Origin of the sequence: Flavobacterium sp. Root935, assembly GCF_001429295.1 — a bacterium.
Taxonomy (GTDB): Bacteria; Bacteroidota; Bacteroidia; order Flavobacteriales; family Flavobacteriaceae; genus Flavobacterium.
Genome location: NZ_LMJL01000010.1, coordinates 261 through 15,102, shown reverse-complemented (window position 1 = coordinate 15,102; position 14,842 = coordinate 261). Strand labels below are relative to the sequence as shown.

The 14,842-nt window shown below is 34.5% G+C and carries 11 protein-coding genes; 2 read left to right on the top strand and 9 right to left on the bottom strand.

What is annotated here, in order from left to right; translation table 11 throughout:
- Nucleotides 1–44 precede the first annotated feature (44 nt).
- The 5 genes from kdpB to ASE40_RS10950 form a co-directional block, all read right to left on the bottom strand.
- Entirely contained in the window at nt 45–2,132 is a 2,088-nt protein-coding gene (gene kdpB / locus ASE40_RS10965) for a potassium-transporting ATPase subunit KdpB (RefSeq protein WP_057117027.1), read from the bottom strand.
- Nucleotides 2,133–2,140: 8 nt separating this feature from the next.
- Complete coding sequence (gene kdpA, locus ASE40_RS10960; protein ID WP_057117026.1) at nt 2,141–3,862, bottom strand: potassium-transporting ATPase subunit KdpA; 1,722 nt, start codon at nt 3,860–3,862, stop codon at nt 2,141–2,143.
- Nucleotides 3,863–3,950: 88 nt separating this feature from the next.
- Nucleotides 3,951–4,028, bottom strand: a complete 78-nt coding sequence (gene kdpF / locus ASE40_RS21725; RefSeq protein ID WP_081909388.1) for a K(+)-transporting ATPase subunit F — start codon at nt 4,026–4,028, stop codon at nt 3,951–3,953.
- A gap of 187 nt (nt 4,029–4,215) precedes the next feature.
- On the bottom strand, nt 4,216–4,497 hold the full coding sequence (locus tag ASE40_RS10955) for a hypothetical protein (protein WP_029273480.1): 282 nt from the start codon (nt 4,495–4,497) through the stop codon (nt 4,216–4,218).
- Nucleotides 4,498–4,869: 372 nt separating this feature from the next.
- Nucleotides 4,870–6,225, bottom strand: coding sequence for a sigma-54-dependent transcriptional regulator (locus ASE40_RS10950; protein WP_057117025.1), 1,356 nt, complete (start codon nt 6,223–6,225; stop codon nt 4,870–4,872).
- Nucleotides 6,226–6,381: 156 nt separating this feature from the next.
- On the opposite strand from ASE40_RS10950, the gene ASE40_RS10945 reads away from it, so the two are divergent.
- A complete protein-coding gene (locus ASE40_RS10945; RefSeq protein ID WP_057117024.1) occupies nt 6,382–7,593 on the top strand; it encodes a polysaccharide deacetylase family protein in 1,212 nt (403 codons plus the stop codon).
- A gap of 92 nt (nt 7,594–7,685) precedes the next feature.
- Here the strand turns inward: ASE40_RS10945 and ASE40_RS10940 are convergent, their stop codons facing one another.
- From ASE40_RS10940 to ASE40_RS10925, 4 genes are all read right to left on the bottom strand, one after another.
- Nucleotides 7,686–11,225, bottom strand: coding sequence for an ABC transporter permease/M1 family aminopeptidase (locus ASE40_RS10940; RefSeq protein WP_057117023.1), 3,540 nt, complete (start codon nt 11,223–11,225; stop codon nt 7,686–7,688).
- Nucleotides 11,226–11,229: 4 nt separating this feature from the next.
- Nucleotides 11,230–12,114 (bottom strand): ABC transporter ATP-binding protein, encoded by an 885-nt coding sequence (locus ASE40_RS10935; RefSeq protein ID WP_057117022.1) that lies wholly within the window; start codon nt 12,112–12,114, stop codon nt 11,230–11,232.
- Between the two features lie 116 nt (nt 12,115–12,230).
- Nucleotides 12,231–12,437, bottom strand: a complete 207-nt coding sequence (locus ASE40_RS10930) for a helix-turn-helix domain-containing protein (RefSeq protein ID WP_012024053.1) — start codon at nt 12,435–12,437, stop codon at nt 12,231–12,233.
- Between the two features lie 2 nt (nt 12,438–12,439).
- Nucleotides 12,440–12,955, bottom strand: coding sequence for a DUF2975 domain-containing protein (locus ASE40_RS10925; protein ID WP_057117021.1), 516 nt, complete (start codon nt 12,953–12,955; stop codon nt 12,440–12,442).
- 174 nt (nt 12,956–13,129) lie between these two features.
- On the opposite strand from ASE40_RS10925, the gene ASE40_RS10920 reads away from it, so the two are divergent.
- Nucleotides 13,130–14,146 carry an LLM class flavin-dependent oxidoreductase gene (locus ASE40_RS10920; protein WP_057117020.1) on the top strand — a complete coding sequence of 339 codons (1,017 nt, stop codon included), beginning with the start codon at nt 13,130–13,132 and terminating at the stop codon, nt 14,144–14,146.
- Nucleotides 14,147–14,842: the final 696 nt, after the last annotated feature.

The window sequence follows — 14,842 nt, the reverse complement described above, 5'->3', positions numbered from 1 at the left end:
TTTTGTAAACCCGATAGGTTTTTAAAACCTGTCGGGTTTAATTTTTACATAAAAAGTGCAACAACTAAATCAATTACTTTAATTCCAATGAAAGGAACGATCAATCCGCCAAGTCCATAAATCAAAAGATTTCTTTTCAAAATAGCACTTGCTCCAATTGGTCTGTAATCAACACCTTTCAGCGCAAGCGGAATCAATATCGGAATGATAATCGCATTGAAAATTACAGCCGATAAAATCGCACTTTCAGGACTGTGCAAATGCATAATATTCAAACCTTGAAGCGCAGGAATCGCAGTAATAAAAAGAGCAGGAACAATAGCAAAATATTTCGCAACGTCATTTGCAATAGAAAAAGTAGTTAAAGTGCCTCGAGTCATTAAAAGCTGTTTTCCAATTTCAACAATCTCGATTAGTTTCGTTGGATCATTGTCAAGATCGACCATGTTTCCAGCTTCTTTTGCGGCTTGTGTTCCGCTGTTCATGGCAACTCCCACATTGGCTTGCGCTAGGGCAGGAGCATCGTTTGTTCCGTCACCCATCATGGCAACTAATCTTCCTTCGGCTTGTTCTTTTCTGATGTAGTTCATTTTATCCTCAGGTTTAGCCTCTGCAATAAAATCATCAACACCGGCAGCTTCGGCAATAAATTTAGCTGTCAATGGATTATCTCCGGTAACCATAACCGTTTTGATTCCCATTCTGCGTAAGCGCTCAAAACGTTCTTTCATTCCGGTTTTGATAATATCCTGAAGTTCGATAACACCTTGAACTTCATTGTTTTTGATTACTACTAATGGAGTTCCTCCGTTAGACGAAATGGTAATAACTTGTTGGGCAGTATCTTCAGGAAAAGAATTTCCGGCTTGTTGTGCAATGTTTTTTGCAGCGTCTTGCGCTCCTTTTCTAATATTGGTTCCGTCTTTTAATACGACTCCAGAAGTTCTGGTTTCGGCAGTAAATTTGATGGTGTGTGAAATATCAGAAGTAGTTTGCAAAAAGCTTGCTTTAACCTCATTTTTTACATCGATCATCTCGCTTAATTCCAATATACTTTTTCCTTCTGGGGTATCATCTGCAAGCGAGCTCAAAACAGCTGATTTTACAAAATCATCAAAAGAAATTCCTTTTGTTGGATAAAAATTGGTTGCTTTTCTGTTTCCAATGGTAATAGTTCCGGTTTTATCCAAAAGCAATACATCAATATCTCCCGCAGTTTCAACGGCTTTACCAGATTTTGTAATTACGTTGGCGCGTAACGCTCTGTCCATTCCCGCAATACCAATCGCAGAAAGAAGCCCTCCAATTGTGGTTGGAATTAAACATACAAACAGAGCAATGAAAGCCGCAATCGTGATGGGTGCGTTGGCATAGTCGGCAAACGGTTTTAGCGTAACGCACACAATCACGAAGATTAACGTAAATGCGGCTAATAAAATGGTTAAGGCGATTTCGTTTGGTGTTTTCTGGCGACTCGCACCTTCAACTAAAGCAATCATTTTATCTAAAAAGCTTTCGCCAGGTTCAGATGTTACTTTTACTTTAATTTTATCAGACAGTACTTTTGTTCCTCCGGTTACAGACGATTTATCACCGCCGGCTTCGCGAATCACAGGAGCACTTTCTCCGGTAATGGCGCTTTCGTCGATAGTGGCTAACCCTTCGATAATTTCACCATCGGCAGCAATTAAATCGCCGGCTTCGCAAACGAAAATATCGTCTTTTTTTAGTTGTGAAGATGAAATATGTAAAATGTGAAATGTATCTAGCTGACCTTTTACATTTGACTTTTCACTTTTTACAAGCTTTGCAGGAGTTTCTTCACGTGTTTTTCTTAAACTGTCGGCTTGTGCTTTTCCTCTGGCTTCGGCAATTGCTTCGGCGAAATTGGCAAATAAAAGCGTTGCCAGTAAAATCAAAAACACAATTAAATTATAGATAAAACTGCCTTGATCTGTTGCTCCCATTAATATGGAAATACAAACCGCAAACATGATCGCAGTTCCAATTTCTACGGTAAACATTACCGGATTTTTGATCATCATTTTTGGATTCAGCTTGACAAAAGACTGCACTAGAGCTTCTTTTACCTGCTTACTTTCAAACAATGATGTGGATTTATTAGTTGACATTTTTTATATTATTTTAAAGTAAAGTATTCGGCTAAAGGTCCAAGTGCCAACGCAGGAAAGAATGATAAAGCAGCGATAATTGCGATTACAGCAAAAGTCATGATTCCGAAAATTGAGGTGTCGGTTTTTAAAGTTCCTGCACTCTCTGGAATATATTTTTTACCTGCTAATAAACCTGCAATTGCTAATGGTCCAATGATTGGAATAAAACGGCTTAACAATAAAACAATTCCTGTAGTGATATTCCAAAACGGATTATTATCTCCTAATCCTTCAAAACCAGAACCATTATTGGCAGCGCTCGAAGTGTATTCGTATAACATTTCTGAGAACCCGTGATTTCCTGGATTGTTTAACCAACCTGTTGCGTTACCGCTAAACCAATAGCCCATTGCGGTATCATGTGCAGCAAAATAAGATGCTAAAGCAGTTCCCGCTAATATTAATAAAGGATGAAGAATAGCGATAAAAGCAGCAATTTTAACTTCCCGTGCTTCGATTTTCTTCCCTAAAAATTCAGGAGTTCGACCTACCATTAGTCCAGAGATGAATACGGCTAGGATAATGAAAATGTAGTAGTTGAGAATACCTACGCCACATCCACCGTAAAAGGCATTTACCATCATCGATAATAATTGCATAGCGCCAGAAACCGGCATAGAACTATCGTGCATACTGTTTACAGAACCTGTAGAAATTACTGTTGTGGCAATACTCCAGAAGCCTGAAATTGCGGGCCCAAACCGAACTTCTTTTCCTTCCATCGCTCCAGTTGCTTGTGCGATACCCATTTTTTCAATAGCAGGATTTCCGTTCATTTCGCTCATCACTGTTGGAACAACCAGAAGTAAAAATCCAACCGTCATTACACCAAAAATGATATTCGATAATTTTCTTTTGTTTAAGAAAAAGCCAAGCGCAAAAATCATCGCAAACGGAATAATCATCTGCGCCCAAAGCTCAACTCCGTTAGTAAAATAAGTGGGATTTTCTAATGGATGTGCTGAGTTGGCTCCAAAGAATCCACCACCGTTTGTACCAATATGTTTAATAGCAATAAAGGCTGCGGCTGGTCCGCGAGAAACTTCTACATGATCGCCTTGCAGCGTTGTAATAGCATCTTTACCTTCAAAAGTCATTGGCGTACCGCTAAATACTAACGCAATAGCCACAATTGCTGAAAGCGGTAATAAAATACGAGTACAGCTTTTGATGAAATAATTGTAAAAATTACCCAATTGCTCTGTAGTTCTTTCTTTCATTGCTGTAAATATCATTGCGGCAGCCGCCATTCCGATACCGGCAGAAACAAACTGAAGGAACATCAGGACGATTTGTGAAAGATAAGAAACCCCGCTTTCGCCTGAATAATGCTGTAAGTTGCAGTTAACCAAAAATGAAATAGCAGTATTAAATGCCAAATCTGGCGTCATAGATGGATTGTTATCTGGGTTAAGCGGTAAAGAACCCTGAAACAATAAAACAAAAAAGCAAAGAAAGAACCAAACCATGTTTATACTTAAAAGTGCTTTTAAGTGCTGTTTCCAGTTCATTTCTTCAGTGGAATTTATACCGCTGATTTTAAAAATAAATTTTTCAATTGGATTGAAAATCGGGTCAAAAAGTGTTTTGTCTCCCAAATAAACTTTAGCAATATATTTCCCTAAAGGAATCGCTAAAACAATAGTTAGGATAAAAATACCAATGATGCCTAATAATTCTGTGTTCATAAAATGTGATTTGTTAATTGTAAAATGTGAGATGTAAAAGCAGACTGACGTATAACATCTAACATCTCACTTATAACTTTTTACATGTTTAAAATTTTTCGGGTTTGATTAATACATAAACCAAATACACGAAAACGGCGATTGAAATAATAAATAGTGCAGTCATGATTTAGATTTTTTCAAAGAATTCAACTGACAGAAAACAAATAGCAAACAGCACAACGGCCAATGCGAGTAAAAGAAAAGTGATCATAAGATTTTATTTTAGATTTTAGATTTGTGAAATGTGAGACGTAAAATGTGATTTGTGAAAGGAAACAACATTTAACATTTCACAAAAAACATTTCACGAATTAGACTCCCGAAGTATTAACTTGCTTAATGTATTCCGCTTTAAGCGTTTGAGGAAAAAGGTGTGAAATATTGCAGTGGCGCATTTCCATAAAAGAAGAAACCGAAAAAACATACACATTAGAAATGGCGTTTTTAGTTTCGATGCTTCCACTGATAAATAAGCGTTCAGCAAGAGCCAGGCATTTTTTCGCACGAACGATATTTCCAGAAATAATAGATTTTTTAGTTATCTCGGCAAAGCGTTCGGCTTGTTTGTAGATTGAGGTGACTTGATTTTTCATGAGAATGAATTTTTATGTTCTCCCTCCTTATGCCAAAATATGTTCCGAAAAAGTCAAGTTACAGCTAAAGCGCTGTAAATAAAAGGAATGTAGTTGTGTGCCAAAAATTAAGCATAAAAAAAGCCTATCATTTTGATAAGCTTTTCTCGTTTTGATATGTTATTGTCAAGCTCCGGAGGAGCGAAATTTTTATAGAAATAAAAGAATCAAAGTTATCAGAGCCCCAGCGGGGCGACATATTTTTTTAGATTGCGTAGGTGTTGCTCCGCTGGAGCTTTACATTATTGGCAATAAATAATTCTATAAATATTTCGCTTCTCCGAAGCTTTAAAAATTGTAATTGAGATTGTTATTGCAGTTGGAATTTGAAATTTAAATTTTGGAATTTTCAATCCCATATTCTTCCAATTTTCGATACAAAGTCGCAATTCCAATTTCTAATAACCGTGCTGTTTCGGCTTTATTACCTTTCGTATAATTCAAAACTTTCTGAATGTGCAGTTTTTCAACACTCTGCATAGAGAAAGCCGACATTGATTTTGTGCTTTTTTCCGTTTGATGCTGCATTTCATACGGCAAAACATCTGAAGTTAAAGTATCTCCATTACTCAAAATAACCGATCGTTCGATAATATTTTTAAGTTCTCGGATATTTCCCGGCCAAGAATAATTTTCTAATTTCTGTAGAAAATCATCAGCAATATGTAATGTTTTTTTGTTTGTTTTTTCAGAAAATTGTTTGACGAAATAATGCGTCAAAACGCCAATATCCTTGATTCTTTCTCGCAAAGAAGGCAGTTTGATTTCGAAGATATTTAAACGGAAATACAAATCAGAACGGAAACGATGTTCGTCACTTTCTGTTTTTAAATCTCGGTTTGTTGCAGCAATTAATCTGAAATTTGACTTTTTCGGAGTTGTATCGCCAACCGGAATATATTCGGAAGTTTCTAAAACGCGAAGTAATTTGGCTTGAAGATCAATCGGCATTTCTCCAATTTCATCCAAAAACAAAGTACCGCCATTTGCTTCTTCTATAAAACCTTTTTTATCCTTTAAAGCTCCGGTAAAAGCGCCTTGTTTATGTCCAAAGAGTTCGCTTTCTAAAATTTCTTTGCTGAAAGTACTGCAGTTTAATGCGACGAATGATTTTCCGACACGATTGCTGTTTTCATGAATGGCCTGCGCAAAAACTTCTTTTCCAGTTCCAGTTTCACCAGTCAATAAAACGGTCGAATCTGTTTTGGCAACTTTTTGTGCGAGATCAATAACCTGTTCAATTCCTTTAGATTTTCCAATTATAGTCTCGAAAGAATATTTGTTTGCAATACGTTTTTCCAGTTGCTGTACTTTTTTTTGCAATTCCACTTTCTCTAAAGCTTTATAAAGAAGCGGAATAATTTTATCGTTATCGTCACCTTTTACAATATAATCAAAAGCACCATTTTTCATTGCCTGAACTCCGTCTGGGATATTTCCAAAAGCTGTCAGCAGAATAACTTCTACAAGCGGGAAACTTGCTTTTATGTTCTGAAGAAAATCAACGCCATTTCCATCAGGTAATTTGACATCACACAAAACGACATCAATTTCGGTTTGTTCTAGTTTCTTAAAACCAGATTTTAAATCTTTTGCCTCGAAAACTTCAAATCCTTCCGATTTTATAATACGCGCCAACAGACTTCTCAGTTTTTCTTCGTCGTCTATAATTAAAATTTTGTGTGTCATTTGAGGAAAGAAAGTTATTTTGATGTACAAATTTAGGTTTTAAATCACTTTCCTTTTTTAATTCGGAATAAATTATTTTTAAGTATGTAATCAGTTTTAAAATATTTTCATCGAAAAGAAGTGTATTTTTAGATCCAAAAAGAACCACTAAAATTTATGTCAAAACGAATTCTCCTTTTAATAGCTGTCGTAATCTTCGGAAGTTTTAATGGTTTCTCAAATGAAATTGTTCAAAAAGATTCTTCAAAATCAAAAACTATTTCTTTTAAAATCAAATTAAAATCCGCCGATGAGGTTAAAATCAAACCTGCTCCTTTAAAATTCAATAAACATTTTGCCTATAGTTTTACGCTTGATGATGGATATCGATCTGCTTATTTAACAGCCTTTCCATTATTGAATGGCGGAAAAATCAGTAATCCTGATAAAAACGAATGGAAAATCGATCAAGGCGGAGACGGAACAACTTCAAATGGTCTTTTTTACTCAGACGGTTTCGGAAACAAAATCCCATTTAAATTGGCTTTGGCAATTAACGGTGGTGCAATTCGTGATTTGCCAGCAAATCGCGGACATCTTTCTTGGCAAGAAATTCAAGAAATGTATAATGCTGGCTGGGATGTTTTGAATCACGGTTTTCATCACGCTACAAAACACGGTACAAATTATTTGACAGAAGTAACTGAAAATACTACTTCGATAAAACAAAATCTTGATTTTACCATGTCACATTTTGTGGTTCCTGGCGGAGAAGGAGATCCAGATTATCATCATGAATATGAAAAAGCTGCATTAGCAAACGGATTTCTTTCAGTTGCTTCCCACAAAGGTGTTGGACCTATTTTAAATGTTGATTCTAAAGTCGATTTAGATAAAATGATTACAGCCAGAACTTTTGTGCAGAGCTCAAAAGATTCAACTAGTTTCAAAACAATGGATCGTTATTTAAAGACACTAGATTCGATTGTAAAACAACCAAATACACTTTGGTTTAACGAATTTACACACGGAACAGGCAATGGAAATTTATGGAATTTAAGCATGCGTTTTCCCGATTTTAAATATTATATGACAGCGCTTGCAGATAAGTACGGCGTAAAAGGAAGTGATACAATTTGGATGGCGCCGTGGCAGGAAGTTTACGAATATATTTGGTTAAGAGACAGAATTAAAGTCGATTACAAACAAAAAGATAAAGAAATTGAAGTGACAATTGTATTGCCTGAAATTCCAGAAAACTTTAGAAATCGAGATATTTCTTTAACAGTTGATACTTCTTCAAAATTTGAAATCGAATCAAATAAAGATTTAAAAATTAAAGACGACGGAAAAACAACTCACAAACAGATTTTCATTCAGCTGAAATAAAAAATATAGCCACAGATTAAAAGGATTCTAATGATTTTTTTACTTTCATAATAAATAATCCTTCTAATCTTTTTAATCTGTGGCAAAACTTTCTAATCAATCTCCTTTTCGTTATCCTTTATAAAAGTATCGATATTCATTAAATAAGGATCTACAACAATTCGTTGAGGTTTTATTTTAGATTTTATTTTTCCCTCTATTTTATTGTTTTTTATTGAAAATTTAAAACGCGATAACTTTCCGTTTTCATCATAAATTCCAATATCTATTTTATTGTTGTTTGGAATTTGTTTTCTTTCTCCCGTTGCATTTTCTTTATATTTTTCAGAAGAAGCTTTAAAAGAGATCTCATAAAAGCCATTCTTTTTAATGCTTTCAACAGATTCTATTTTAGATGAATAAGTGATAATCTGCTTAAACATTTCATCTAATTTTGTATATAGATTTTTATCTGTTACAGCATAAATTTCTTTTAATAAATCTTCAGAATCAGGAAACGGATTTGGATATCTATAATGATTCAGAAAATTTTTCAAAGCCAGATTTACCTTTTCTTCACCAATTAATATTCGCAATTGATGCATAACCAGCATTCCTTTATCATAAGGTAAATGAGGCGTGTCGTAATTGGTTTTATATAAAGGTGTTTCTGGATCGTAACTTCTGCTACTTAAATATAAATCAAGATGGATTTTTAAAGTTTCCAAAGCTTTTTCCAAACCATGTTCTTTTTCATAAAGCATCAGCTCGGTATATTGTGCCAGAGTTTCGGTCAAAATCCAGCTTCCTTCTTTTTGTTCTGGGCTTATTTGTGAATTTCCCCACCATTCGTGCGACAATTCATGAGCCGTTAATTGATTGATGACATCTTCTTTATCTTTGTTTTTGAGATCGCTGTAAAATCCGAAATTCTCTTTCATAAAAACTGTCGACGGATATGAAGTCGCCGCAAATCCATCGGCGAAAGCAGAAACTTCTGCGTATCGAATCGTTTTATATGGATATTTACCAAAATTGCTCTGGCAGTAATCTAAAGTATTTTTTACATCTTGAATTAGTTTTTCAATGTTTCTGGAATGTCTTTTATCATAAAAAACTTCAATAGAAATTCCTTTATATTTCGTTTTTTGAATTTGATAATCAGCAGAAGAAAAAGCAAATCGAAACGGAATCTTTCCATTTGATTTATAATGAAAATAATTGCGATCGTCTTTTTTCCAACTTCCAATTAAATCTCCAACACCAATAGCAGTTTGATTTTTAGATGTTGAAACCACAGCGTCATAATCAACAAAATCATATTTGATTTTAGATTTATCTTCCAGTTTTTTAAGAGGCGTCTGAGGTTTCAAATGTCTTTTTGCACGCTCTTTTTTACTGCTGATTTCATTCGATTCCTGATAACCAAAAAGCGGAAAGTAACGGCTTATTCGCATAAAAGAACCATTTTCGATTATAGAATTAAAAGCCGTGTGTCCTTTAAAAGGCGACCAAGATGATTCAAAAGAAAAATTCATTTTAAGTTTTTGCTCTGGCTGTAAAGGTTTTTCTAATCGAAACCAATAATGTTGAAAATCAGAAACATCATCTAATTTTTTAGAAGTCGGAATCTCAACAGAAGTCAGTTTTGAATTTCGATCTATATATAGGAGTAAACTATCTATTGGTTTTTCGGAATTATTAATTAGTTCATAGATGCCATTTACTTCATAGCGGTTTTCTTCGGGATATAAATCGACTTTACTTTTTATCGAAACGATTGTTGGCTGAGGTAGATTTGTATATTTTTTAAATTGAGTTTCATATTTCTCGCTCCAATTATTCTGATCGTCTTCGGTCAAATACAGATATTCAATATTGGTTTTGTAAAAAAGATAACTTCCAAAACCAATAAAAATAATAATTCCAAATACTAAAGTTGTTTTTTGAATACCATTAAATGAATTTCTGCGAAAGGTTTTTACGATTGAAGCATTTCTTTTCCATAAAATTCCTGTCAGGGTTAAAAGGATTAATGCCAATCCGAAATTGTAAAACATCGAAATATGAAAAGGAATTGTATATTTTCCGAAACCATTCAAATCAAAATATTCTGTTTTAAAAGCATTTCCAAAACGAAATAAAGGATGTGAAATTCCCAATTGCTCTCCAATTCCAGTACAAAACAAAATGCAGACAAAAGCCGAAATCGCAAGTCCGATATATTTATTTTTAATAAAAGTCTGAATTGCAATGATCAAAATTGAAATTAGCAGTAACGGAAATCCAATGTAATAAAACAAAGAAAGATAAAGACCAATTTCGATTGGAGCATTCGCATTCATAATTTGAAATCCACATCCAATCAAAATACTTATACTAATAATGAGTAACGGAATTATAAAAAGTGCTGTCAATTTTGCCAGCAAAACAATAAACTGAGAATAAGGCGCAGTGTTTTCAAGCATTTCAAATCTCGAATTTTCACTTCGGTTTAATAATTCGCTGCTGTAAAAAAGGAGAATCAGGATCAATATAAAAGGAAGACGATCAATTATGGTGGTAATCATTAAAGCAGTATCGGTGATTTTTTCAGCCAAGCGGATTCCGCCGTCAATTTCATCTGAAATCTCAATCATTAATAATCCAGAGAATAAAAGTACAATCAGCAAAAATGGAATTCCTTTCAGAATTAAATAAACATCCAGTTTTATATTGCTTTTAAAAACAGCTAAATTATGTCTGAAAGTTTTGAATTCGATGTTTTTAGGAATTGCTGCCGAAAATACTTTTGTTTCTTTTTGAATGAATTTAGATGTTTTTACCTTTTTAGTTTTGGTTTTTCGGAATGAAAATAATCGATACGAAACAAAAATTAAAAGGAGAGAAACAGAAATCCATAACAATCGGTTAAATAAAAAGTTACCCGAAAGTGAAACCAGCTGGCTGTTTTTTTCAATTGAAGTCCAATATCTCGTTTGTTCCAGAAAAGCTGCCAGACCAAACGGATCTATTTTTGCTGCCCAAGACATGGCTTTCGCCGAAGATGGAGAAGCATTTGCAAATAGGGGCGAATTCGAAAAAATCGAACCTGCTATATATAAGATGTAAATTAATAATCCGCCAACATAAATGAAAAGTTTGCTTCGTGTAAGCCACGCCAGAGCAGTCAAGATAGAAAGGCACAAAAAAATATTCGGAATCACAATGACCAAATACGGCCAGACATAATTTATAATTTCAAAAGGTCCAAGTTCACTTTTTTGAAGCCATGACATTTGGTGTCCAACGATCATTCCTACAATAAACATTCCGAAAGAAACTTTAGCAATAGCAAATGCCGTAACGAATTTACTTGCCAAATAATGAAATTTAGAAATAGGCGAGGAGAAAATAATCGAATCGAATTTCGTTTCATATTCCTTTAAAAAGCTTTGTGCCGCCTGAAGCGTAATCGAGAATATCGTCATTAACGAAATCAGACCAATCGCATAAGTTAAAACATACGGACTATTTTTGTATGCGCCCGAAAAAGAGAAGTTAGCAAACGCACTCACAAAAAATCCAAGAATTAGATAAATAATAAATGTGGCATAAAAAGTCCAGCTTCTGGTATTGTCATGCCATTCAAATTGAATTAATTTAGAAAACATAACCTTAATTTTGAAGTTGATTTTGACCTAGAACACTAAAATAAACATCGCTTAAATCTGGCGAAATTAATTCAAAGCCAGAATCTGGGCGTTGATCTGAGAAAACATGAATATTAATTTTTCCCGAATTTAAGTGTGACGAAATGATATTGAAGTTCGATTGATGATCCTTCAATTCTGTTTTCTGAATCGCTTTCATCCAGATTTTATCTTTCAAAGAATCGATTGCTTCATTTGGTTTTCCTTCCAAAATCAATTTTCCGTTGGAAATAATCGCCATTTTAGGACACAAATCTCGAACGTCTTCTACAATATGAGTTGATAAAACCACAATAATACTTTCGCCAATTTCGCTCAGTAAATTATTAAATCGGTTTCTTTCTTCGGGATCAAGCCCTGCCGTTGGTTCATCCACAATAATGATCTTCGGATTTCCAAGCAAAGCCTGAGCAATTCCAAACCTTTGACGCATCCCGCCCGAAAAAGAATGAACCGCTTTATCTTTATGCTGTAATAAATTAGTCTGCTGTAATAAGTACAAAATTTGATCGTGTCGTTCTTTTTTATCGACGATCCCTTTCAAAACTGCCAAATGATCGAGCAGGCGATAAGCAGAAATTTTAGGATAAACACCAAATTCCTGCGGAAGATAGCCTAGATTTTTTCGAATAAACATTGGGTTTTCCAGAATATTGATTCCATTAAACTCAATAATTCCAGAAGTGGGTTCCTGCAAAGCAGCAATAGTCCGCATTAAACTAGACTTTCCGGCGCCGTTTGGACCTAATAAGCCAAACATGCCATTTGTGATTTCAAGCGATAATTGGTCAATCGCTTTCGTGCCGTTCTCATAAGTTTTGCTGAGATTTTTGATTGATAAACTGTTCATTTTTGATTGATTTAGATGATTAAATGAGTTATTGATTTGAAAATTTTAGGCAATAGAATACCTATCGGCTTCAAAAACCGATTTATTATGTTTAGAAATTAAAATTTAAAAGAAAGCTATTCTGCTACGTATTCTAAAATATCGCCAGGCTGGCAATCCAGAATTTTACAGATAGCTTCGAGAGTATCAAACCGAATTCCTTTTGCTTTTCCAGTTTTCAGAATCGATAAATTGGCAGGCGTAATATCTAGTTTTTCTGCCAACTCTTTACTCTGCATCTTGCGTTTGGCAAGCATTACATCAACATTTACGATTATTGGCATAGTTATATAAATAAGTCTTGTTCGTTCTGAAGGTTTAAACCTTGTTTAAAGATGGCAGCTAAAAAGTATGCGAAAACACCAAGCATTCCGTGCAGTATAATAAAAAGCCAAACTTCATTGTCTAGAGGAACAAAAAAGAAAGCCACAAATAGTACAATTCCCGGAATCAATAAATTCGATAAATAGAAACGCCTTAAATGAGAAATTCCATTTGCAGTAAACAATTTTGGCTGAAAAAATACTTTAAAAACATTACTGCTCAATAAAAAGAAAAGTCCGTACAGGCTTAACGGAGCTAAAAAATCAAAAAGAATATATGGTAAATTGTAATCACCCAGCATTAAAGGATGCGAAGTAAAAGGATAACAAATCTGAAAATACTTTCCGTTGTCTTTAAAGGTCAAAAACAATCCCGTCATCAAAGTAAAAACAGAATATGTCGCCAAAAAGAAATAAACAACGGCTAAAAATCGGGTAAAGTAAAATAATATTCGAGATACAATATGAGTTGTCTTCATATAGGGAAAAGTTAAATTGATATTGCAAATGTATAATTAATTATCGTAAAACAATAATTAATTATCAAAAAGTAATTGTTTTTTCGGTAATGAGAATATTATAATTCTATTAACATTAGAAAACAAAAGGCATCCAGATAAATGAGTTAATTTTGTATACTAGCATTTTTTTATATGAAAAACCCAATTTCAGTCTCATTATTAGACCTCGCTATCATTACTCAGGATAGCAACGCCACAGAAACATTTCAAAAAACAAAAGACATAGCGCAATTAGCAGATAATTTAGGATACAAGCGATTTTGGCTGGCAGAACATCATAACATGGCACACGTTGCAAGTACAGCGACAGTTGTTTTAATTGGTTATGTAGCAAGTCAGACAAAAAATATTCGTGTAGGTTCTGGCGGAATCATGCTGCCGAATCATTCTCCTTTAGTAGTTGCTGAACAATTTGGAACCTTAGAAACACTTTACCCAAACCGAATCGATTTAGGTTTAGGAAGAGCGCCGGGAACAGACCAGCCAACTGCGGAAGCAATTCGAAAAGATTTTTTTGAGCAGGCGCAGCGTTTTCCGCAAAATGTAAGCAAGCTTCAAGAATATTTTTCTTCCGAAAATGAAACAGGAAAAGTGCGTGCATTCCCAGCCGAAGGTTTGAAAGTCCCAATTTGGATTCTAGGTTCAAGTATGGACAGCGCAGCTTTGGCAGCAGCTTACGGATTGCCTTATGCTTTCGCCGGACACTTTGCGCCAAAATTGATGATTCAGGCATTTGAATTCTATCGCGAAAATTTCCAGCCTTCAGAGTATTTAGATAAACCAAAAACAATGGCTTGTGTCAATATAATTGCTGCAGATACAAATGAAGAAGCAGAATTATTATCTACAAGTTTGTATCAAATGTTTTTGAACTTAATTAGAAACGATCGTAAAGGTTTACAGCCTCCAGTTCCGTCTTTAGATGACATTATGAACGAGCAAGAACGCTTCCATGTCAATCAAATGACAGCAGGAACCTTCACAGGAAACAAAGAACAATTAGTTGCCGATTTAAAAAAGTTCATCGACTATGCAAGAATCGACGAACTAATGGTAACAAGTCCAATCTTCGATCATCAAGCAAAACTAAAAAGCATTCAAATCACAAAAGAAGCGATCGACAGTTTAAATGAAAGTATACATATATAAGTATACTATATATAAGATTAGATTTCATTCACCAAACCCGACAGATTTAAAAGCCTGCCGGGTTTGATTTTTATACATATATAAGAGTAAAATACACCTGTCAGGCTGAGCGAAGTCGAAGCCTCTGTAAAGTATTACGCAATCCAGATAATTTGGAATTTAGAGTTTAGAGTTTGGGATTTGAAGTTTAAAATTTGTTTTATCAGGAGCTTAATCCCGCTATCCGTTCCAATCTTTTGCTTTTTAAAGAAAAAAGCAAAAGGATTTCCACTTCTATCGGGGCTAGGGCAGCAGTTTTCAAGAAAAGATCTGGAATAAAATTGCAAAACAAACTAAAACTTAGCGCCTTTGCGACTTTGCGCGATTAAAAAGAAGCATAAAATTAAGTTTGGCGTTCTTTGTTCATACGACAAAATAAGAATAAAACACAGTTTTGAGAACTTTGTGCATCCAATTTCCCTAAAGAGAACTTTGTGTTTTGCCGTAAAATCGTCGCAAAGTACCCACCTCTGGAAAAAAGACCAAAAAAACTTTGATATGTAAAAAACGCGAAACCAGCCACTTAGAAAAAACATGGAAAAAATATAATNNNAGTCTTGCAGATGTAAATAAAGGTGGTACTTTTGCACCCGCAACAACGCAATGTTCACAGACAGACTGGCAGGAAAAACTAATTAAAAGAGAAAAGAAATTTTC